Annotated in this window: 18 protein-coding genes; 16 read left to right on the forward strand and 2 right to left on the reverse strand. The window is 39.9% G+C overall.

Annotated elements, in window-relative coordinates:
• The 14 genes from dnaA to IGK77_RS00070 form a co-directional block, all read left to right on the forward strand.
• A partial coding sequence (gene dnaA / locus IGK77_RS00005; protein ID WP_023518857.1) for a chromosomal replication initiator protein DnaA occupies positions 1 to 1335 on the forward strand: 1335 nt, incomplete at its 5' end.
• A 197-nt stretch (positions 1336 to 1532) separates the two neighbouring features.
• A complete protein-coding gene (gene dnaN / locus IGK77_RS00010; protein ID WP_019723042.1) occupies positions 1533 to 2663 on the forward strand; it encodes a DNA polymerase III subunit beta in 1131 nt (376 codons plus the stop codon).
• A gap of 207 nt (positions 2664 to 2870) precedes the next feature.
• On the forward strand, positions 2871 to 3113 hold the full coding sequence (gene yaaA, locus IGK77_RS00015; RefSeq protein ID WP_019723041.1) for a S4 domain-containing protein YaaA: 243 nt from the start codon (positions 2871 to 2873) through the stop codon (positions 3111 to 3113).
• The gene (recF, locus tag IGK77_RS00020; protein WP_071867654.1) at positions 3100 to 4215 is read left to right on the forward strand and encodes a DNA replication/repair protein RecF; all 1116 of its coding nucleotides are present in this window, start codon (positions 3100 to 3102) and stop codon (positions 4213 to 4215) included. Before yaaA ends, recF begins: the two co-directional genes overlap by 14 nt.
• A gap of 6 nt (positions 4216 to 4221) precedes the next feature.
• Entirely contained in the window at positions 4222 to 6168 is a 1947-nt protein-coding gene (gyrB, locus tag IGK77_RS00025) for a DNA topoisomerase (ATP-hydrolyzing) subunit B (RefSeq protein ID WP_071867653.1), read from the forward strand.
• Positions 6169 to 6187: 19 nt separating this feature from the next.
• Positions 6188 to 8683 carry a DNA gyrase subunit A gene (gyrA, locus tag IGK77_RS00030; protein WP_074801125.1) on the forward strand — a complete coding sequence of 832 codons (2496 nt, stop codon included), beginning with the start codon at positions 6188 to 6190 and terminating at the stop codon, positions 8681 to 8683.
• Between the two features lie 239 nt (positions 8684 to 8922).
• Complete coding sequence (rpsF, locus tag IGK77_RS00035) at positions 8923 to 9222, forward strand: 30S ribosomal protein S6 (RefSeq protein ID WP_019723039.1); 300 nt, start codon at positions 8923 to 8925, stop codon at positions 9220 to 9222.
• Positions 9223 to 9269: 47 nt separating this feature from the next.
• Positions 9270 to 9791 (forward strand): single-stranded DNA-binding protein, encoded by a 522-nt coding sequence (gene ssb / locus IGK77_RS00040; protein WP_010734556.1) that lies wholly within the window; start codon positions 9270 to 9272, stop codon positions 9789 to 9791.
• A 25-nt stretch (positions 9792 to 9816) separates the two neighbouring features.
• Entirely contained in the window at positions 9817 to 10053 is a 237-nt protein-coding gene (gene rpsR / locus IGK77_RS00045; RefSeq protein ID WP_010734555.1) for a 30S ribosomal protein S18, read from the forward strand.
• A gap of 166 nt (positions 10054 to 10219) precedes the next feature.
• On the forward strand, positions 10220 to 12193 hold the full coding sequence (locus IGK77_RS00050) for a DHH family phosphoesterase (RefSeq protein WP_074801123.1): 1974 nt from the start codon (positions 10220 to 10222) through the stop codon (positions 12191 to 12193).
• 5 nt (positions 12194 to 12198) lie between these two features.
• Positions 12199 to 12651, forward strand: coding sequence for a 50S ribosomal protein L9 (gene rplI / locus IGK77_RS00055; protein WP_010734553.1), 453 nt, complete (start codon positions 12199 to 12201; stop codon positions 12649 to 12651).
• A gap of 189 nt (positions 12652 to 12840) precedes the next feature.
• Complete coding sequence (gene dnaB, locus IGK77_RS00060) at positions 12841 to 14208, forward strand: replicative DNA helicase (RefSeq protein ID WP_010734552.1); 1368 nt, start codon at positions 12841 to 12843, stop codon at positions 14206 to 14208.
• Between the two features lie 376 nt (positions 14209 to 14584).
• Positions 14585 to 15877: an adenylosuccinate synthase gene (locus tag IGK77_RS00065; protein ID WP_071867650.1), complete on the forward strand. Its 1293-nt coding sequence runs from the start codon at positions 14585 to 14587 to the stop codon at positions 15875 to 15877.
• A gap of 380 nt (positions 15878 to 16257) precedes the next feature.
• Entirely contained in the window at positions 16258 to 17121 is an 864-nt protein-coding gene (locus IGK77_RS00070; RefSeq protein WP_010734550.1) for a DegV family protein, read from the forward strand.
• A 71-nt stretch (positions 17122 to 17192) separates the two neighbouring features.
• On the opposite strand, the gene IGK77_RS00075 is transcribed toward IGK77_RS00070, so the two are convergent.
• The gene (locus IGK77_RS00075; RefSeq protein WP_010734549.1) at positions 17193 to 18815 is read right to left on the reverse strand and encodes an ABC-F family ATP-binding cassette domain-containing protein; all 1623 of its coding nucleotides are present in this window, start codon (positions 18813 to 18815) and stop codon (positions 17193 to 17195) included.
• A 235-nt stretch (positions 18816 to 19050) separates the two neighbouring features.
• On the opposite strand from IGK77_RS00075, the gene IGK77_RS00080 reads away from it, so the two are divergent.
• Complete coding sequence (locus tag IGK77_RS00080) at positions 19051 to 19572, forward strand: HdeD family acid-resistance protein (protein ID WP_074801120.1); 522 nt, start codon at positions 19051 to 19053, stop codon at positions 19570 to 19572.
• Positions 19573 to 19672: 100 nt separating this feature from the next.
• Here the strand turns inward: IGK77_RS00080 and spxB are convergent, their stop codons facing one another.
• On the reverse strand, positions 19673 to 21415 hold the full coding sequence (gene spxB, locus IGK77_RS00085) for a pyruvate oxidase (protein ID WP_074801118.1): 1743 nt from the start codon (positions 21413 to 21415) through the stop codon (positions 19673 to 19675).
• Positions 21416 to 21574: 159 nt separating this feature from the next.
• Between spxB and IGK77_RS00090 the strand changes: the two genes are divergently transcribed.
• Positions 21575 to 22552 (forward strand): Gfo/Idh/MocA family protein, encoded by a 978-nt coding sequence (locus IGK77_RS00090; RefSeq protein ID WP_074801116.1) that lies wholly within the window; start codon positions 21575 to 21577, stop codon positions 22550 to 22552.
• Positions 22553 to 22571 lie beyond the last annotated feature (19 nt).

The following is a 22571-nucleotide window of genomic DNA, read 5'->3' on the forward strand; positions in this document are numbered from 1 at the left end:
ATGGTATCCCTCGATGCTTTATGGACTGAATTAAAAACGACTTATCAAAAAGAACTGTCTCCAGCAAGTTACAATACTTGGATCGAGACAGCACAACCTAAATCCTTAGAACAAAGCCAATTAGTGGTGACTGTTCCAAGCAAGATCCATAAGGAATATTGGGAAAAAAATCTCGCAACAAAGATTGTTGAGGTCGGCTACATGTTAACGGGAAAAGAAATCATTCCACGTTTTGTGACCGGTGAAGAAGCGGAACAAGAAGAAGTTGAAGAAATCAAAACAATGAAAGTTCCCCCAATCACACCAATCAAAAAAGCGATGTTGAATCCTAAGTATACCTTCGATACATTTGTAATCGGAAAAGGTAACCAGATGGCTCATGCCGCTGCCTTGGTCGTCGCTGAAGATCCTGGTTCGATCTATAATCCATTGTTCTTCTACGGTGGGGTCGGACTTGGTAAGACTCACTTGATGCACGCGATTGGTCATCAAATGTTGTTAAGTCAACCAAATGCGAAGGTCAAATATGTAAGCAGTGAGACGTTTGCCAATGATTTTATCAATTCGATCCAAAATAAAACGGCCGAAGAATTTCGCCAAGAATATCGAAATGTCGACTTACTATTAGTCGATGATATTCAATTTTTTGCTGAAAAAGAAGCAACTCAAGAAGAATTTTTCCATACCTTCAATGCGCTCTACAATGAAGGAAAACAAATCGTCCTAACGAGTGATCGTTTACCAAACGAAATCCCAAAATTGCAGGAACGTCTCGTTTCTCGCTTTGCTTGGGGACTTTCAGTAGATATCACGCCACCTGACCTTGAAACAAGAACAGCTATTTTGAGAAAAAAAGCCGCAGCAGAACGCCTAGAAATCCCTGATGATACTTTAAGTTATATTGCGGGACAAATCGATTCCAACATTCGTGAACTAGAAGGCGCTCTTGTACGTGTTCAAGCATTTGCTACGATGAACAGTGAAGATATATCAACTAGTTTAGCTGCTGATGCTTTAAAGACATTGAAATCTGGCAAAGGTCACCCGCAACTCTCGATTTTGCAGATCCAAGAAGAAGTTGCAAAGTATTACCATATTCAATTAAAGGATCTAAAAGGAAAGAAACGCGTCAAATCGATCGTTGTTCCTCGTCAAATCGCTATGTACTTGGCGCGGGAATTAACCGATAGCTCTCTTCCTAAAATCGGCGCTGAATTTGGTGGAAAAGATCACACAACTGTCATCCATGCGCACGAAAAAATCCAGCAGCTGATCGATTCAAGTGTCAGCATGCAAAATGAAGTATCAGAAATCAAAAATTTCCTATTAAACTAAAAAGATGCTTGATAGAAAGAAAAACACCTTGTGGATAAAATTAGAAATCATTCAAAAGTTATACACATATTTTCCACAGCTGTTTTTTCTTTTCTCTTCTGGCATTTTTATAGTTTTCCACAGTATCAACAGTACCTAATACTTTTATTACTTTATTTACTAATAATAAAATAAATATATGGCAAAGGAGATCTACAATGAAAGTAACCTTAAACCGCGCAACATTTATGCAAGAATTGCAAACTGTTCAGCGTGCGATTTCAAGTAAAACGACAATTCCTATTTTGACAGGGGTTAAAATCACCCTCAATCAAGAAGGACTGACTTTAACAGGTAGTAATGCAGATATTTCAATTGAGACGTTTCTATCTGTTGAAAATGAAAAAGCGCAAATGCAAATTGAAGCAACAGGAGCCATTGTTCTACAAGCTCGCTTCTTCAGTGAAATCATTCGTCGATTGCCCGAAGAAACCTTTACGCTAGAAGTGTTAGAAAACAAACAAGTGGCCATTACTTCAGGGAAAGCGAATTTCTTAGTGAATGGGTTAGATGCGGATAATTACCCTCATCTTCCTGTTGTAGAGAGTCACAACCAGATGAAATTGCCTGTACATGTATTGACCAAATTGATCAATGAAACAGTGTTTGCTGTTTCTCAACATGAAAGTCGCCCAATCCTTACAGGTGTTCATTTCATTTTGAAAGACAACTCGTTATTAGCAGTAGCAACTGACTCACATCGTTTGAGTCAACGAGTGATCCCGATCGAACAATCAGCTGATCAATTCGATATCGTGATTCCTGGAAAAAGTTTGACTGAATTATCACGTTCATTGACAAATGAAGAAGAAATCGTAGAAATCAGTATTATGGAAAACCAAGTATTGTTCAAAACTGAAAATATGTATTTTTATTCACGCTTGTTAGAAGGGAATTATCCCGATACGAATCGTTTGATTCCTTCAAGTTTCAATACCGAAGTTGAATTTTCTGTCCCAAGCTTTTTAGCAGCGATCGAGCGTGCCTCTTTGCTCTCACATGAAGGACGCAACAATATCGTTCGTTTGTCGATCCAGCCTGATTCTGTTGTTCTATACGGTAATTCTCCTGAAATCGGAAAAGTAGAAGAAAGCTTGAACTATACGACTAGCACCGGTGATCCGCTGGATATTTCCTTTAATCCGGACTATATGAAAGCTGCTTTGCGTGCATTTGGCGATATGAGTATCAAAGTAAAATTCATTTCTGCCATTCGTCCATTTACGTTAGAACCAACGGAAGATGGGGTACAATTCATCCAATTGATCACTCCAGTACGCACAAACTAAAATACTAATTGAAAATAAACTGAAAAATAAACCATTTTAAACAGAAGGCCCTAAAATCAATTTTAAGGCTTTCTGTTTCTTTTTGTTCAAATCACCTTTTTTCATTTAAATCCGCTCATATGGAAAAATATATGGATAAATTTGTTTTCTTGCGAAAAAAAGGGTATAATAAAGTATACTTTTAATAATGAAAATGAGGGATGAAGAGTGAAACAACAAGTCATTCTAAAAACTGAGTTTATGACGTTGGGTCAAATGCTGAAAGAAGTCACAGTCATCGGCAGTGGTGGACAAGCAAAATGGTATTTAGCAGAAAACACGGTTTTGGTTGATGGCGAGCCAGAAAATCGTCGTGGACGAAAGCTTTATCCCGGTATGATGATCGAAGTTCCAGAAGCAGGAACTTTTTTTATGGTAAAAAAAGGGAATAACGATAATGAGGCTGAATAAGCTGCACCTCAAAAATTATCGAAACTATCAAGAATTGCAAATTGATTTTTCCAAAAACCTCGTGATTTTTTTAGGAGAAAATGCCCAAGGAAAAACGAATCTTTTGGAAAGTATTTATGTGCTTGCAATGACAAGAAGTCATCGTACAAATAGTGAACAAGAGTTGATTGGATGGAACGATGAGCAGTCGATGATCCAAGGGGAGATCACCAGAGGAACCTCTAAGATTCCGTTAGAGATCCAACTGTCTAAAAAAGGACGAAAAACAAAGATCAATCATATCGAACAAAAGAAGTTGAGTAGTTATGTTGGACAATTGAATGTCATTTTATTTGCTCCTGAAGATCTTTCTTTAGTGAAAGGAAGCCCACAGATCCGACGCAAATTTTTAGATATGGAATTAGGTCAGATCAATCCAATCTATCTTTACGATCTTGTCCAATATCAAGCAGTCCTAAAGCAGAGAAATCAATATTTGAAGCAATTGAATGAGAAAAAACAAACGGATTTACTTTATCTTGATATTTTATCTGAACAACTAGCAGAATTTGGTAGCAAAGTACTAAAGGCAAGAGCGCAGTTTATCAAGCGTTTAGAATATTGGGCAAATTCTTTACATCAACAAATCACGCATCAAAGAGAACAGTTGGCAATCGAATATGTGACCGCCCTCTCTTCTTTAGACACTATGACAGTTCAAGAGATCCAGTCACAATTTTTAACGTTGCTCGAACAAAACAAAAAGAAAGATCTCTTTCGAGGGACAACGACTGTAGGTCCCCATCGAGATGACCTTTCTTTTTTTGTCAATGAAAAAAACGTGCAAAATTTTGGTTCTCAAGGTCAACAGCGAACAACGGCATTAAGTGTCAAATTAGCAGAGATCGATTTAATCAAAGAAGAAACAGGCGAGTATCCGATCCTATTACTGGATGATGTAATGAGTGAGTTAGACGACCAACGTCAACTCCATTTACTTGAAACGATTGAAGGGAAAGTACAGACATTCTTAACTACTACCTCCCTAGATCACGTTAAAAATAAAATGACTGTTGAACCTGAGATTTTTTATGTTCAGCAGGGAGAAATAAAAGGAGAATAAACATACATGACAGAAGAAAGAAGTTTAGTCGAGCGCGCAAAAGAATATGATGCCAGTCAGATTCAAGTGCTTGAAGGTCTTGAAGCCGTTCGGAAACGTCCGGGGATGTACATTGGTTCAACAAGTTCAGAAGGACTTCACCACTTAGTATGGGAAATCGTCGATAATTCGATCGATGAAGTCTTGGCAGGATTTGCGACAAAGATCCAAGTCATCATTGAGGAAGACAACAGTATCACTGTCATCGATGATGGTCGTGGGATTCCGGTCGATATCCAAGCGAAGACCGGTCGTCCAGCTGTAGAAACAGTTTTTACTGTCTTGCATGCGGGTGGTAAATTTGGCGGTGGCGGCTACAAAGTATCCGGTGGTCTTCATGGGGTTGGTTCGTCCGTTGTGAATGCACTATCGACACTATTAGATGTCAAAGTGTACAAAGATGGTAAGATCTATTACCAAGAATATCGTCGTGGGGCGGTAGTCGATGATTTGAAAGTCATCGGTGACACTGATTTAAGTGGAACGACCGTTCACTTCATCCCAGACCCAGAAATTTTTACAGAAACGACAACTTTCGACTTTAATAAATTAGCGACTCGTATTCGTGAGCTGGCTTTCTTGAATCGTGGGATGAAAATCTCAATTGAAGATCGTCGCGAAGAAAAGCCTGTCGTGAAAGAATACCATTATGACGGTGGAATCAAAAGCTACGTCGAATATTTAAATGCGAGCAAAACAGTGATTTTCCCAGAACCTGTTTATTTAGAAGGGGAACAACAAGAAATCACTGTCGAAGTTTCGATGCAATATACAGACGGTTATCATTCTAATATCATGAGTTTTGCCAACAATATCCATACGTATGAAGGCGGAACACATGAATCAGGATTTAAGACAGCTTTGACACGGGTCATCAATGATTATGCACGCAAGCAAAAATTGATGAAAGAAAATGATGATAATTTGACAGGTGAAGATGTGCGTGAAGGCTTGACAGCAGTCATTTCGATCAAGCATCCAGATCCTCAGTTTGAAGGACAAACGAAAACAAAATTAGGAAACTCAGAAGTACGTACGGTCACTGATCGTTTGTTCAGTGAGCATTTCATGAAATTCTTATTGGAAAACCCAAGTGTGGGCCGTCAGATTATCGAAAAAGGACTACTTGCCTCTAGAGCCCGCTTAGCGGCTAAACGCGCGCGTGAAGTGACGCGGAGAAAAGGGGCATTGGAAATCAGTAATCTACCTGGTAAATTAGCCGATTGTTCCAGCAATGATCCTGAAAAAAGTGAATTGTTCATCGTCGAAGGAGATTCAGCTGGTGGTTCAGCAAAACAAGGACGAAGCCGTGAATTTCAAGCGATTTTACCGATCCGTGGGAAAATCTTGAACGTTGAAAAAGCAAGTATGGATAAAATTTTAGCCAACGAAGAAATTCGCTCACTGTTTACAGCGATGGGTACAGGGTTTGGTGAAGATTTCGACGTGTCCAAAGCACGTTACCATAAATTAGTCATCATGACCGATGCCGATGTCGATGGTGCCCACATTCGTACGTTGCTATTGACGCTCTTTTATCGTTATATGCGCCCAATCGTGGAAGCTGGTTATGTTTATATCGCGCAACCACCGCTATACGGCGTTAAACAAGGAAAGAAAATCACGTATGTCCAACCAGGGAAAAATGCCGAAGAAGAGTTGAGAAAAGTCATCGAATCACTACCAGCAACACCAAAACCAAGTGTTCAACGATACAAAGGGCTTGGTGAAATGGATGATCATCAACTATGGGAAACGACGATGGACCCAAGCAAACGTATGATGGCTCGTGTCAGTGTAGATGATGCGATTGCTGCCGATGAAGTGTTTGAAATGTTGATGGGTGATCGAGTAGAACCTCGTCGTGCATTCATTGAAGAAAATGCTCACTATGTTAAAAATCTAGATATTTAATCATGAAGGAGGAAGAAAAATGAGTGAAGAAATCAGAGAAAACATCCATGATGTCAATCTAACCAGCGAAATGAAAGACTCCTTCATAGATTACGCCATGAGTGTCATTGTCGCTCGGGCTCTACCAGATGTTAGAGATGGATTAAAACCAGTTCACCGCCGTATTTTATATGGGATGAATGAACTAGGTGTCACACCAGACAAAGCACACAAGAAATCAGCCAGAATCGTGGGGGACGTCATGGGTAAATACCATCCCCATGGTGATAGTGCGATCTATGAGTCAATGGTTCGGATGGCGCAGCCTTTTAGCTATCGCTACATGTTAGTAGATGGTCATGGAAACTTTGGGTCAGTTGATGGAGATGGCGCAGCTGCGATGCGTTATACTGAAGCCAGAATGAGTAAGATCGCGACAGAAATGTTACGTGATATCAATAAAAATACGGTGGATTTCCAAAGCAACTATGATGATACGGAAAAAGAACCAGTTGTCTTACCTGCACGTTTTCCTAACTTATTAGTCAATGGTACGACAGGGATCGCAGTCGGAATGGCGACGAATATCCCCCCACATAATCTGACAGAAGTTGTAGCAGCGATTGATCTATTGATGGAAAATCCAGATGTGACAACCAATGAATTGATGGAAGTCTTACCTGGGCCTGATTTTCCTACAGGCGGATTAGTCATGGGGAAATCCGGCATTCGTCGAGCGTATGAAACAGGGAAAGGTTCAATCACTGTTCGAGCAAAAGTAGAAATCACGGAAATGCCAAATGGAAAAGAGCGGATCTTAGTCACTGAATTGCCATACATGGTCAATAAAGCGAAATTAATTGAGCGAATTTCAGAATTGCACCGTGACAAACGAATTGAAGGTATCACGGATCTAAGAGATGAATCTTCTCGTGAAGGAATGCGTATCGTGATCGATGTGCGTCGTGACGCGAGTGCCTCTGTTATTTTGAACAATCTCTACAAATTGACATCCTTACAAAACTCATTTGGTTTCAATATGTTAGCGATCGAAAAAGGCGTACCGAAAGTTCTAAGCTTGAAGCAGATCCTTGAAAATTATATCGAACACCAACGCGAAGTTATTACACGTCGTACGGTCTTTGAAAAGGATAAAGCAGAAGCAAGAGCACATATCTTAGAAGGACTACGAATCGCCTTAGATCATATTGATGAAATCATTGCGATCATTCGTGGGTCCAAATCAGATGAAGAAGCGAAAAACGCGATGATCGAACGCTTCGATCTTTCTGACCGTCAATCGCAAGCAATCTTAGATATGCGTTTGCGCCGTTTGACTGGTTTGGAAAGAGAAAAAATCGAAAATGAATACCAAGAATTATTGAAACTCATTGAAGATTTAGCTGATATTCTTGCTCGCCCTGAACGGGTAACAGAAATCATCCAAACCGAACTTGCTGAATTGAGTCAACGATTTGGCGACAAACGTCGTACAGAATTACTGGTCGGTGAAGTCTTGAGTTTAGAAGACGAAGATTTAATCGAAGAAGAAGAAATCGTGATCACATTGACGAATAATGGCTATATCAAACGTTTAGCCAACAACGAATTCCGCGCACAACGTCGTGGGGGTCGAGGCATCCAAGGAATGGGTGTTCATAACGATGATTTCGTGAAAAATCTTGTTTCTTGCTCTACACATGATACATTGCTGTTCTTTACCAATAACGGAAAAGTGTATCGTGCGAAAGGATACGAGATCCCAGAGTACGGACGTACAGCAAAAGGGATTCCGATCATCAACTTACTTGGCATTGATTCAAGTGAGAAGATCCAAGCAATCATCGCAGTAACTGGTGAAGCACAGGAAGGACATTACTTGTTCTTTACTACGCGACAAGGAACAGTCAAACGTACGACTGTCACTGCTTTTGCCAATATCCGTAGCAATGGGTTGATTGCGATTGGTTTGAAAGAAAATGATGAATTGGTCAACGTCTTATTGACTGATGGCAAATCAAACATCATTATTGGTACACACGATGGATATTCTGTGACTTTTGCAGAAGATGCCGTTCGTGATATGGGACGTACAGCCTCTGGGGTTCGTGGGGTTCGTTTGAGAGAAGACGATTACGTCGTTGGAGCAGCCTTGATGAGTGAGGATCATGAAGTCTTGATCATCACAGAAAAAGGTTATGGAAAACGTACCAAGGTTTCTGAGTACCCTGTCAAAGGACGTGGGGGTAAAGGGATCAAAACTGCGAATATCACTGAGAAAAATGGTCCATTAGCTGGATTGACGACGGTGACAGGCGAAGAGGACATCATGTTGATCACAGACAAAGGCGTCATCATCCGCTTCAACGTTTCAACGGTTTCTCAGACAGGTCGGGCAACGCTAGGCGTGCGCTTGATCAAGATGGAAGCAGAAACGAAAGTAGTGACCATGGCAGCAGTAGAACCAGAACCTGCGGAAGAAACGACTGTCGAAGCAGAGACAGTTGATGTGGAAACTGATACTACAGAAGAATAGAAAATAGGCGTAAAACAAAAGTGAACGTCCTAAAATCAAAACTCCCAAGAATAGGTAAAACTATCTTTGGGAGTTTTTGGTCGTCTCAAAAGAAAAATTTAGAAAACAAAGAACAGCAGCTTGCTTTTTTAGTGCGTTGCGTGTATAATTGAGGATTGTGAGTAGTCTAATTTATTAGAAAACTCTCCTTGCTCTTGGGAAAGCTGAGAGCCGAAAGTCCATAGGGAGGTGAAAAATCAATGGAAAACACGAAATATGAAATCATGTATATTATTCGTCCAAACATTGATGAAGAAGCAAAAACTGCTTTAATCGAACGTTTCGATTCAATCTTGAAAGATAACGGAGCTGAAGTTATCGAATCAAAAGATTGGGAAAAACGCCGTTTAGCATACGAAATGAACGGTTACCGTGAAGGTATCTATCACATCGTTAAAGTATCTTCTCCATCATCAGCAGATGCAATCAACGAGTTTGATCGTCTTGCTAAAATCAATGACGATATCGTTCGTCACATGATCGTAAAAGAAGAAGCTTAATTATTGTTTCACATGGAACAATCAAACGATGAGAGGAGATGACCATTTTGATTAATAACGTTGTACTAGTTGGACGTCTGACAAAAGATCCAGATTTACGATATACATCAAGTGGCACTGCTGTAGCAACGTTCACTTTAGCTGTCAATCGTAACTTCACGAGCCAAAACGGCAACCGTGAGGCGGATTTTATTAATTGTGTGATTTGGCGAAAATCAGCAGAAACACTAGCAAACTATGCACATAAAGGAACTCTTTTAGGTGTAACTGGTCGTATTCAAACGCGTTCTTATGATAATCAACAAGGACAACGTGTGTACGTAACAGAAGTAGTTGCTGAAAACTTCCAATTATTGGAAAGTCGTGCAGCATCTGAAAACCGTCAACAAAGCGGTGGCTACCAAGACACTGGTCAATCGACAAATAATTTTGGCGGAAACGGCGGAAACAATAACTATAATCAAACATCTCAATCATCCAACGGTATGCCTGATTTTGATCGTGATTCTTCTGATCCATTCGGATCAAGCTCAACGATCGACATTTCAGACGATGATTTACCATTCTAAACGAATTTGATAGGAGGGAAATAGAATGGCACAACAAAGAAGAGGCGGACGTAAACGTCGTAAAGTAGACTACATCGCTGCTAACCATATTGAATATATCGATTATAAAGATATCGAATTACTAAAAAGATTTATCTCAGAACGCGGCAAAATTTTGCCACGTCGTGTAACAGGTACAGGCGCTAAAAACCAACGTAAAATTACGATTGCAATCAAACGCGCACGTATCATGGGATTACTACCATTCGTTGGCGAAGAATAATTCGCTTTAGGAATGATTCTGTAGGAATACCCAATCGTTTCAAACCATTACAGAGGAAGTTATGACTACTGTCGTGACTTCCTCTTTTTGTTCCATTTAGGTGTTTAGTCGCTTACATGACATGAGTTATGGTAAAATTAGGCTAATCAGTTACGGGAGGAAAGACATGGATAAAGAAAAAATAAAAGTAAGCCCGAGCCCTCTGCTCATTCTTTTATTGATCCTTGCAGAAGTTTTGGTTGTATTATTGATGCCATTTCGATTGATCAGTGCGTTGTTCATCCTGATCGTGAATCTATTTTGTATTCGTTATGGTTTAAAGATGAAACGGTGGTTGACTCTAAGGAATCGTGACAAGATCCAACAAGCTTCCACAGTTGCGGAATCCAATTTGAATTATGTTTCTGAGATCATGCCAGTCGGAATCATCTCTTACCAACCAGCGACACAAACCATTGATTGGCTGAATCCTTTCGCATTGAATGTGAAAGACCAAAGCTCTTTATTGGAAGCAGACTTGTTAGAAACTTTTTTTTCAGCAAAAGAAAAAAAGAAAAATCAAGTCTATTTAGCTGACAAAACGTTTCAATTTGAATTGGATACGGTGAAAGGGGTCGTTTACTTTATTGACGTGACCCAGAACCAATTACTGAAGATCCATCAAGTGAATAGCCAGCCAATCATTGGTATTCTTTCAATCGATAACTATGCAGATACGGTCGATAAATTGGATGAAAAAGAAGTTTCTTATTTGAATTCCTTCATTACGACACTGATTTCTGACTGGATGAATGAATATCATGTGTTTTTTAAACGAATCAATTCAGAGCGCTTTTTCTTTTTTGGACAGATGAGTGACTTAAAGAAAATGATGGATAAGAAATTTGATCTTTTAGATCGCTTACGAGCAGAAGCTGAAAGACAAAACCATCCGTTGACCCTTAGTATGGGCATTGCCTATGGACAACAAACACTAGAAGAAATCGGTAGCGAAGCTCAAAATAACTTAGATATCGCTTTGGTTCGTGGTGGGGATCAGGTCGTGGTGAAAGAAGTTCGTGAAGGAGCGAAACCTACTTACTATGGTGGGAAATCAGCAACGACCATCAAACGTACGCGCGTTCGTTCACGGGCGATGAGTACAGCTTTACGCAAAATTTTTGATGAAACCGGCGATGTATTTATTATGGGGCATCGCTTCCCTGATATGGACGCTATCGGTTCAGCCGTTGGAGTCAGTTGTCTGGCACGCTTCAATCAGAAAAAAGCCTATATCGTCATCGATGAAAAAGAAATCATTCCAGATGTGGAACGCTGTTTAACAGAAATCCATAAAGAACCAGAGTTGGAGATGCAATTGATTACGCCAGAACGTGCAATGGAGCTTAAGAAAGCCAAGGATCTACTCGTAATGGTCGATTACCATAAACCATCGCTATCGATCTCTCAGAGCCTTTACGAGCAATTTGATAAGATCGTGATCATTGACCATCATCGTCGAGGCGAAGAGTTTCCAAGCAAACCGCTCTTAACGTATATTGAATCTTCTGCGTCTTCTGCCTCTGAATTAGTCACAGAATTGATCCAATACCAAAGTAGCCGAACCAATCGGATCAGCCGTTTAGAGGCGACATTGTTGTTAGCTGGCATGACCGTTGATACGAATAACTTCAATGTGCGAACGACAGCACGTACGTTTGATGTTGCAAGCTATTTAAAGACTTGTAGTGCGGACGCATCCTTAGTACAATATTTATTGAGCTCTGATTTAGCCACTTATTTAGAAATCAGCCACTTGATCGCCCACAATGAACAAGTGACGGAGGATATTGTGGTGGCAGCAGGGACGGATGAAAAAGAGTATAATAGTGTTATTGCAGCAAAAACAGCAGATACGTTGCTCTCAATGGTCAATATCAACGGCGCTTTCGTCATTACAAAACGGACGGATGGCTTAGTTGGTATCAGTGCTCGCAGCACAGGAACGATCAATGTCCAATTGATCATGGAATCCCTAGGTGGTGGCGGACATTTCACCAATGCGGCAACACAACTGGAAAATGTGACTGTAGAAGAAGCAAAACAACAACTGCTCGCTGCTATCCAAGAAAATATGAATCAATTATATAAAAAGGAGTAGATGAGATGAAAGTCATTTTCTTACAAGATGTTAAAGGCAAAGGCAAAAAAGGCGATGTCAAGGAAGTTCCTACAGGCTATGCGCAAAATTATTTGATCAAAAACAATCTGGCAAAAGAAGCAAATAAAAGCAGTATCAGTCAGTTAGAAGGACAGAAAAAAGCCCAAGAAAAGCAAGAAGCAGAAATTCTTGAAGAAGCCAAAAAATTAAAAGAGTTTCTTGAAAAAGAAGAAACAGTCGTGGAATTAAAAGCCAAAGCAGGAGAAGATAGCCGTTTGTTTGGCTCGATTCCATCAAAACAAATCGCTGAAGGCTTAAATAAGCAATACAAAGTAAAATTAGACAAACGTAAAATCGAGTTGAATAACCCAATTCGTACGCTAGGCTATACTAACGTACCTGTGAAACTACACCATGAAGTAACTGCAACGATCAAGGTACACGTTGTCTCTGAATAAACGAAAAGAACATGTGACGAAATCACTTCGATAAATCAGCCGCAGAGGACAAAAATCGCTTTCGATTATTTTTGACTTTTGCGGTCTATTTTCGAAGGAAGAGCTTTTGGAACAGATGTTCATTTTAGGGATGACTTTTCTGCCATTTTCTTGTAAAATGAAGCAATTGAAAGCAAGGAGCGATAGAATATGAGTGAAGTGTGGCAGGATCGAATTCCACCGCAAAATATTGAAGCTGAGCAAGCGGTTCTAGGTTCTGTTTTTCTAGACGCTGAAACGATCATCGATGCCATGGAGTACATAGAACCGAAAGATTTTTATCGTCGGGGACATCAAATCATTTTTGAAATCATGATCGAATTGAATGACCGTAGTGAAGCGATTGATGTCGTGACCGTCAAAGATCGTTTGGAGCAACGAAATCTCTTGGAAGATGCTGGTGGAGTCAGTTACTTATCTGATTTAGCTTTAGCTGTACCAACGGCAGCAAACATTGTCTACTACGCAAAAATCGTGGAAGAAAAATCATTACTCCGTAATTTGATCCAAACAGCAACAGGGATCGTGACTAGAGGTTTTGAACAAGGAGAAGAAGTCCAATCCATCTTAGATGATGCGGAACGTAGTATTCTTGAAGTATCGGAAAAACGTAATCGTAGCGGGTTCTTATCCATTGCGGAAGTCTTGAATTCTACGATTGAAAATATTGACCAACTCGCGCAAAACAATGAAGAGATCACAGGTTTGCCAACTGGTTACCAAGGATTAGATAAAATGACTGCTGGCTTCCAAGCAGAAGAGCTGATTATTTTGGCTGCACGTCCGGCGGTAGGGAAAACCGCCTTTGCCTTGAATATTGCCCAAAATGTCGGTACAAAGACAGATCGTTCCGTAGCGATCTTCAGTCTAGAGATGGGGGCAGAATCATTAGTCAACCGGATGCTTTGTGCGGAAGGTTCGATTGAAGCGAGTCACTTACGTACGGGACAGCTTTCAGAAGAAGAATGGTCCAATTTGATCGTTGCGATGGGTAGTTTATCCAAAGCAAATATCTTCATTGATGATACACCAGGGATCAAAATCTCTGAGATACGAGCAAAATGTCGGAAACTTGCACAAGAAAAAGGGAATCTAGGTTTGATACTCATCGATTACTTGCAGTTGATCGAAGGAAATGGGAAAGAAAACCGCCAACAAGAAGTATCCGATATCTCACGTCAATTGAAAAAGCTAGCGAAAGAATTAAAAGTTCCCGTCATTGCTCTTTCCCAGCTTTCTCGTGGAGTGGAACAACGCCAAGATAAACGACCTGTCTTAAGTGATATCCGTGAGTCTGGTTCGATCGAGCAGGATGCAGATATCGTAGCATTCTTATATCGTGATGATTACTATGAACGTGAAGGTGGCGAAGATGGCGATGCGCCAGAACCACAAAATGATAATGTGATCGAAGTCATCATTGAAAAAAACCGGAGTGGAGCAAGGGGAACGGTCGAATTGCTCTTTATCAAAGAATACAATAAATTTTCCTCGCTTTCTCCGCGAGAAGAATATTAGAACGAATAAATCTGAATAAATCAAACATCGAGGTCGGGACAGAAGTGTTTAGCCTCGAGAAATAAGGTGCCAGCCACGAAAATTGTTCTTCAAATTTTTGTGGCTGGCGCTTTATTTCTCGAAGAGGTTACTTCTATTCCCGCCGTTTATTCGATTTTAGGTGGTGCGAGAGGACGAATGTCCGGACATGTTTTTTTCAAACTCAGTCAGGTCAGGCGCCTACTTGTTAGTGACCAATGGAACGTAGCAAATTATAATGTTCGCTTTTTAAACGTTTTCTCTAAAATATATTAAATATCATTCGATTTTAGTTGAATAAAGTTTGAAGTATTGTTACAATAATTCAGGATTAAATAATATTAAATGAGGTGTTCAAATGTCATCTGTAGTAGTAGTGGGTACACAATGGGGCGACGAAGGGAAAGGAAAAATTACTGACTTTCTTAGTGAAAATGCTGAAGTGATCGCACGGTACCAAGGTGGCGACAATGCGGGACACACAATTAAATTCGATGGTGTTACGTATAAACTGCACTTGATTCCTTCGGGGATTTTTTACAAAGATAAAATCAGCGTGATCGGGAACGGTGTGGTAGTCAATCCGAAATCTTTAGTCAAAGAATTGGCTTATTTACATGAAAAAAATGTGACGACAGATAATTTACGTATTTCTGATCGTGCGCATGTGATTTTACCGTATCATATCAAATTAGACCAATTGCAAGAAGATGCAAAAGGAGAAAATAAAATCGGTACGACCATCAAAGGGATCGGACCTGCTTATATGGACAAAGCCGCTCGTGTCGGTATCCGTGTAGCCGATTTATTGGATAAAGAAATTTTTGAAGAGCGTTTACGAGTGAATTTAGATGATAAAAACCGTCAATTTGTGAAGATGTTCGATTCAGAGCCAATCGACTTTGAAGAAATCTTTGAAGAATACTACGAATATGGCCAACAAATCAAACAGTACGTGACGGATACATCAGTTATCTTAAATGATGCGTTAGATGCAGGAAAACGTGTTTTATTTGAAGGCGCACAAGGTGTGATGTTGGATATCGATCAAGGAACGTATCCATTTGTTACCTCATCGAATCCAGTGGCTGGTGGTGTAACGATCGGTAGTGGGGTCGGACCTTCTAAAATCAATAAAGTGGTCGGTGTATGTAAAGCTTACACATCACGTGTGGGAGATGGCCCATTCCCTACTGAATTGTTTGATGAAACAGGTCAACAAATTCGTGAAGTCGGTCGCGAATATGGTACAACGACTGGACGTCCACGTCGTGTCGGCTGGTTTGATACAGTCGTGATGCGTCACTCAAAACGTGTGTCAGGTATCACGAATCTATCATTGAATTCGATCGATGTCTTGAGCGGTTTAGAAACAGTGAAAATCTGTACAGCATACGAATTAGACGGCGAACGAATCTATCATTATCCAGCGAGTTTGAAAGAATTGAACCGTTGCAAACCAATCTACGAAGAATTGCCAGGTTGGTCAGAAGACATTACTGCTTGTCGTACACTAGCTGAATTACCAGAAAATGCACGTAACTATGTAAGACGTATCTCAGAGCTTGTAGGCGTGCGTATTTCAACATTTTCAGTAGGTCCTGACCGAAACCAAACAAATATCTTAGAAAGCGTGTGGGCGCAAATCTAAGCCTTTCAGTGATGATTCGCTAACAGGAACATTCTTTTAAGAATGAGTGGACCACTGAAATCACGTGAAATAAATGAAATCGGGACAGAAGTGTTTAGCCTCGAGAAATACGGCGACAACCACGAAAATTGTTTTTCTAATTTTTGTGGTTGTCGCTTTATTTTCCAAGAGATTACTCCTGTTGCCATTATTTATCGGTTTTAGGGCGACACACAAAAATGAATGTGACTTTTGTTTTAGACTGATCGTGTTCATTTAAGCGTTCGCTTGATTGGCTTGTACCAAGTACAACGAATATAAGAGCTGAAGTTATTTAAAATTAAAGGAGTTTGCTATAATAGACTGCGATGAAAAGTGGAGAAAAAAAGGAGTTGGAACGAATGTATCAAATAGTCACAGATTCATGTTGCGATCTGCCCTATCAAGTGTTGGCAAATGCAAATGTTGATTTTTTATCCATGGAGATCCAGATTGGTGAGGAAATACGAATCGATGATCTGGGAAAAACATTTGATTATGAAGGGTACATCCAACAGTTACGTGAAGGAGCAATGCCTACGACCTCACAAATCAATGTGGGTCGCTATTTGGAGTTCTTCCGTAGCTATGTGGAGAAAGGTATCCCAGTCTTGTACGTTGCTTTTTCGAGTGGCATGAGTGGTTCTTACAGCAGTGCCTTACAAGCAGTCGAATTATTGAAAGAAACCTATGAGGACCCGCAAGTTCATGTGTTTGATACGAAAGCCGCAAGTATCGGGGAAGGACTACTTGTATTAGAAGCGGTTCGTTTGAAAGAATCGGGTTATTCTTTGGAAGAAACATTGGCTTGGTTACAAAATAATTATCTCAAAGTTCATTCTTGGGTAACCGTTGACGATTTAAAGCATTTAGAACGAGGAGGACGCATCTCTAAAGCAAGTGCTGCTATTGGTAGTCTGTTAAGCGTGAAACCGATCATTACCGTTGAACCAAGTGGTCATTTGAAGAATGTCGATAAAGTGCGTGGCAGAAACAAATCCATTCAGAAAATCGTGGAGGAAACAGTCAAAACGATCGTAGCTCCATTGGAACAAACGGTGTATATCGCTTATGCCGGAGACCTAGAAAGTGCTGAGAAAGCCAAAAAATTATTAGAAGAAAATATCAAAACAAAAGAAATCAAACTCTATCCCTTAGGACCAACGATCGCCAGTCATACAGGCTACGGGTGTATCGCCATCTTTTCAATGGGTGTGAGTCGATAAAAAAGAAAAACAGCTGTACAACGTAAGAGTACTCACGTTGTACAGCTGTTTTTATAGTTATTTTGGAATATTTAGTTCCACAATTGTTCTAATTGTTTTTGGATGTCTTTGTTCTCTAAGAATTCATCATACGTCGTATCTGCACGATCGATCACGCCTTTATCAGAAACAGCAATGATACGATTTGCTAACGTTTGGATGAATTGGTGGTCATGAGAAGCAAATAGGATCGAACCTGAAAATGCCATCAAACCATCATTCAATGCAGTAATTGATTCTAAATCTAAATGATTCGTTGGGTCGTCCAAGACAAGGACGTTTGCTTTTGAAAGCATCAATTTAGAAAGCATACAACGAACTTTTTCGCCCCCAGAAAGAACATTCACAGGTTTTAATACTTCCTCACCAGAAAACAACATACGACCTAAGAAGCTACGTAAGAACGTATTGTCGTCTTCTTCTTTACTTGCATATTGACGTAACCAATCAAGAATCGTTAAGTCCGTATCGAATTCCTTCGTTGTATCCTTTGGTAGATAAGCATTGCTAGTTGTTACACCCCAACGGACAGTACCGGTATCTGGTGTTAGATCGCCCATGATAACTTTAAACAGGGTTGTAGTTGTTATATCGTTTTCAGCAACGAATGCTACCTTGTCTTCTTTGTTTAATGTAAATGATATATCATCTAAAATCTTTTTACCATCTATTGTGACACTAACGTTTTCTACTTGTAGTAAGTCATTTCCAATTTCACGTTCTGGTTTGAATCCAACGAAAGGATAGCGACGTGAAGAAGGTTGGATATCATCCAATGTGATTTTTTCTAACATTTTTTTACGGGATGTTGCTTGTTTTGATTTTGACGCATTTGCACTGAAACGTGCGATAAAGTCTTGTAATTCTTTGATTTGTTCTTCTTTTTTCGCATTGGCATTTGCTTGTAACTTAGTTGCTAATTGGCTTGATTCTAACCAGAAATCGTAGTTTCCTACATAAAGTTTGATTTTTCCAAAGTCTAAATCTGCCATGTGGGTACATACTTTATTCAAGAAATGACGGTCATGGGAAACAACGATCACTGTATTCTCAAATTCGATCAAAAATTCTTCTAACCAGTTGATCGATTGGATATCTAGTCCGTTTGTCGGCTCATCTAGAAGTAAAACATCTGGTTTACCGAATAGCGTTTGCGCAAGCAACACTTTCACTTTTTGGCCACCAGTTAGTTCGCTCATCAATTGATGATGTAATTCTTCAGGAATGTTCAATCCTTGAAGTAGAACTGCTGCTTCTGGCTCTGCTTCCCAACCGTTTAATTCTGCAAATTCGCCTTCTAATTCTGCCGCACGAATCCCATCTTCATCTGTGAAATCTTCTTTCATATAGATGGCATCTTTTTCTTTCATTACTTCATATAAACGTTTATGGCCCATGATTACTGTTTCCATCACAGTATATTCTTCATAGTCATAGTGGTTTTGTTTCAAAACAGCCATACGTTCATCTGGACCTAATGTGACAGAGCCTGTTGAAGGTTGCAAGTCACCTGATAACACTTTAAGGAATGTTGATTTACCTGCACCATTTGCTCCAATTAAGCCATAACAATTGCCGGGAGTGAATTTTATATTAACATCATCAAATAGTTTGCGATCTGAAAAGTGCAAACTTACATCATTTACAGTAATCAATTTTTTTCCTCACTTTATGTTTATAATATTTGCCAAGTCTTCTAGAATTATATAGGGGAATGTTGAAAGTTTCAAGGAAATCAGTAATTCTTTACGTTTCACGTGAAACAATCAGAGGAAGAAAAGAGATAAACCGTTTTTTTACAACTAAAGCATTTTCATAAATGCTAAATTTTTGAAGTTATTTAAATGGGAGCGTAAGATAGAAATAGATTAGAAGAAAGTAGGGATTAAAATGAAAGAAAGTAGAAAAATTGATTGGGGTTCACTCGTTTTAGGGATATTATTTGTTTTAGTTTCCTTGATTTCTTTTCGCGATCCAGTAGGTAACTTAGTTGCTATCGTTATTGTATTTGCTATTTTTGCGATCCTAAAAGGATTATTTGAGTTATTTCTACGTAGTCGAGTAAAAGAACTGACAGGATATAAAGGGAAGATGCCGATAGTGATTGGGGTCATTGATTTATTGATTGGGATCTTTTTCATTTTCAATATTGGTGCTGGGGTAGTTGCACTACCATTTGTCTTCGCTGTTTGGTTTATTATTGATTCTGTTTTGGCTTTATTTACTGCTGATTTATTCAGAGGAATAAGTGAAGGACATTATTGGTTTACGGTGGTCATCAATGTATTGGGTATCTTACTAGGTATTATTTTATTATTCAATCCTTTATCCTCTGCGTTGACGCTAAGTTTTTTAGTTGGTTTTTACTTTATGGTCGTTGGAATCAATCAGATTGTTTATGCGTTTAAATGATTAGTAATAAAATAAGTGTATGAAATTTGAAAAAGATCCACCTCAAATCCTATCAATTTGAGGTGGATCTTTTCTCACTAACTTGTGGTTTACTGGATTTTTACAACTGTTTAGAAAGATGATGCGTATATATTTCATGAAGCACCGGCATATCATGTACTTCGTATTTTTCTTTGAAGCGCTCAATTTCTTCTTCGCTATACTTTCTTGGGTCTAAGTGTAAGTCTTCGACAGGTAAGGGCCGTTTGTTGGGGATCTTGACGTCGATCACGACTGGTCGATCAGATTTCGCCGCAGCATCGAAGGCAGGGCGTAATTGTTCGTAGTGTGTGATCGTGAAGCCATCGGCACCTAAGGCTTCGCAGGCTTTCCCAAAATCAGCTTGTTCAAGGGAAACACCAAATTTTTGTTGTTCAGTATCTTCTTGTTCTGCTTCGATAAATCCGAATGAATCATTTGAGAAAACGACATTGATGATTGGCAACTGATAGCTGACTTGAGTCAAGATATCTTGCATCACCATGGCAAAACCGCCGTCTCCGCTCAAAGTAAAGACTTGTCTCTCCGGAAAACTTAATTTAGCAGCAATGCCTCCTGGTACACCGTTGCCCATCGTTGCAAACCAACCAGAAGTAGTGTGTAACTGCTCACCAGTCATGTTCAGCAAACGGATCGAATGAATGGTCGTATTTCCAACATCTGTCACAAAAATAGCATCACGCTCAGCAATCCGGTTGATTTCTTTATAGATTGCTTCTGGTCGAATCGATTGCTCTGTGGGTTCTTCAAACGATGTTAACCAACGCCGCCAATTGCGAAGATTTTCTTGATTGGCTAGATACCAAGCATCTTCTGAGCGCTCTTTCCCCCATTCAACTAGGTTTTCTAACGTTGTTTTACCATCACCTAAGATAGCTAAATCGGTGTGGTGGCGGCGGCCGAATTTGGCGGCATCAATATCGACTTGGATAAAGGCAGCTTCTGGATTGAAGAACGTCCGCCCAAAAGGGAAGTCACTTCCTACAAATAAAATCAAATCGGCTTCTGCCAACGCTTCATTCGCAGGTTTTGTCGCTACCCGACCTGCAAATCCAAGAAAATTTTTGTCTTCATCTGGCACGATCCCTTTTGCTAAAACAGAGGCAACCACTGGCATTTTGAAATATTCGGTAAATTTCTTGATCTGATCATAGCCATGACGAACACCTTGACCGATGAACAAGACAGGCTTTTGAGCTTGTTCGAGATAAGGAAGGGCTGCTTTCACGTCTTCCATCTCAGGGAGGATCACCCCTGTTTTGTACGTAGAAGCATTAGAAACATCCTGCCACTCGATTTCTTCAAAACCAAAATCAACTGGGATCGTCACAACAGCGACTCCTTGATGTGCATAAGCTGCCTTGATCGCTTCGTCAACGACATAAGGTAAACTTTCTGGTGTCATGACTGTCCGATTATAAACACTAACATCAGCGAAAATTGGATTTTCATTTAATTCTTGAAAGGCAGTATAATTCATAGAAGTCGAAGCCACTTGTCCTAAAAGGGCGACAACTGGGACGTGATCCATTTGGGCATCATAAAGTCCGTTGATCAAATGGGTGGCTCCAGGACCAGCTGAGCCAAAGACAGCTCCGACTTTTCCTGTTAATTTGGCATCCGCTGCGGCAGCTAACGCGCCCACTTCTTCATGACGTACTTGGATATAATCGATTTGGTCTTTTTCATGGTACAACGCATCCATAATGGAATTGAACGAACCACCCGGAATCCCATAAATATGATCAACTCCCCAGCTTTCAAGCACTTTTACCATGGCAATACCGGCATTTATCGTTGACATTTTGATCCACTCCTTAAAAAAACAAATTATATTTATTGTCTAAAGTATAAATCTTCCTTATCAAAAGCCCAACTAAAGCGACTTTCAACCAAGTAGAGTGAATTGCCAGTAATGTGTGAAACTATGTTATAGTGGATTCAAAATGTTAGGAGGAAGAGTATGCTGAAAATCGGGATTATGAGCGGTGCCTCGATCGTACCTCGTTTTGTGGAGGGAATCAAAGAAAGTGGCGTGGCACAAGCTGTAGCGATTGCGACACGTCGCTTAGAAAAGGCGCAACAGTTAGCCACAGAGTTAGGTATTCCAAAAGCGTATGGCAGTTACGCAGCGTTACTTTCTGATAACGAGATAGAACTGATTTATATTCCATTGATCAATCACTTGCATTTTTCAGCTGCGAAAGCCGCGATCCAAGCAAAGAAACATGTGCTTTTGGAGAAGCCTTTTACGCTACATTCGGAGCAAGCACAAGAACTCTATGCCTTGGCTAAGGAACACAAGGTTTTTCTCATGGAAGCACAAAAAGCCCTATTTCTACCTGCGATCGAAGATGTGAAAAAAACCATTGAGACCGGAAAAATCGGAAACGTTCAATTAGTGGAGATACGTGATGCAAGACCAGGTTCAGAGAAGATTCCTTGGTTCTGGAAGATGGAACAAGGAGGTGGCGTATTAATTTCCAACGCCTCTTACCCATTAAGTGTCAGTCAATATTTATTTGGTACAGGATTTGATGAATATAACGGCTTATGTGTAGAACATGGAGAAGGTCTGACGGACGAAGAGTGTATGGTCAACCTGAAGAAGAAAGACCTTTTAATCAGTTTATTCCTTACGACAAAAATGGATTTTACTAGTACGTATACCATCGTTGGAGAAAAAGGGACGATCATTATCCCTAACTATTGGAAAACAGACCATTATACGATCCAGATGAACAACGGAGAAGTGTTAACAAAAGATTTTCCAATGGATAGTGAATTTGTCTTTGAGATCCGTCATGTCGCCAATTTACTTTCCTCAGGTAAGAAGCAAGATACGGTGGTCGATCCAAACATGACGATTACAAATGTTCAAGTCGTTGATGATCTTTACCATAAGTGGTTTGGGAATGATTGGAAAAGCGTGAGGGGATAACCGCTTAGAATAAAGGATC

Origin of the sequence: Enterococcus sp. DIV0806c, from assembly GCF_051710905.1 — a bacterium.
GTDB classification, from domain to species: Bacteria; Bacillota; Bacilli; order Lactobacillales; family Enterococcaceae; genus Enterococcus_B; species Enterococcus_B mundtii.

Coding starts and splice junctions, on each gene's coding strand:
- dnaN (WP_019723042.1), top strand. CDS start 1,533: ATGAAAGTAACCTTAAACCGCGCAACATTTATGCAAGAATTGCAAACT.
- recF (WP_071867654.1), top strand. CDS start 3,100: ATGAGGCTGAATAAGCTGCACCTCAAAAATTATCGAAACTATCAAGAA.
- gyrB (WP_071867653.1), top strand. CDS start 4,222: ATGACAGAAGAAAGAAGTTTAGTCGAGCGCGCAAAAGAATATGATGCC.
- gyrA (WP_074801125.1), top strand. CDS start 6,188: ATGAGTGAAGAAATCAGAGAAAACATCCATGATGTCAATCTAACCAGC.
- rpsF (WP_019723039.1), top strand. CDS start 8,923: ATGGAAAACACGAAATATGAAATCATGTATATTATTCGTCCAAACATT.
- rpsR (WP_010734555.1), top strand. CDS start 9,817: ATGGCACAACAAAGAAGAGGCGGACGTAAACGTCGTAAAGTAGACTAC.
- IGK77_RS00050 (WP_074801123.1), top strand. CDS start 10,220: ATGGATAAAGAAAAAATAAAAGTAAGCCCGAGCCCTCTGCTCATTCTT.
- rplI (WP_010734553.1), top strand. CDS start 12,199: ATGAAAGTCATTTTCTTACAAGATGTTAAAGGCAAAGGCAAAAAAGGC.
- dnaB (WP_010734552.1), top strand. CDS start 12,841: ATGAGTGAAGTGTGGCAGGATCGAATTCCACCGCAAAATATTGAAGCT.
- IGK77_RS00065 (WP_071867650.1), top strand. CDS start 14,585: ATGTCATCTGTAGTAGTAGTGGGTACACAATGGGGCGACGAAGGGAAA.
- IGK77_RS00070 (WP_010734550.1), top strand. CDS start 16,258: ATGTATCAAATAGTCACAGATTCATGTTGCGATCTGCCCTATCAAGTG.
- IGK77_RS00080 (WP_074801120.1), top strand. CDS start 19,051: ATGAAAGAAAGTAGAAAAATTGATTGGGGTTCACTCGTTTTAGGGATA.
- spxB (WP_074801118.1), bottom strand. CDS start 21,415: ATGTCAACGATAAATGCCGGTATTGCCATGGTAAAAGTGCTTGAAAGC.
- IGK77_RS00090 (WP_074801116.1), top strand. CDS start 21,575: ATGCTGAAAATCGGGATTATGAGCGGTGCCTCGATCGTACCTCGTTTT.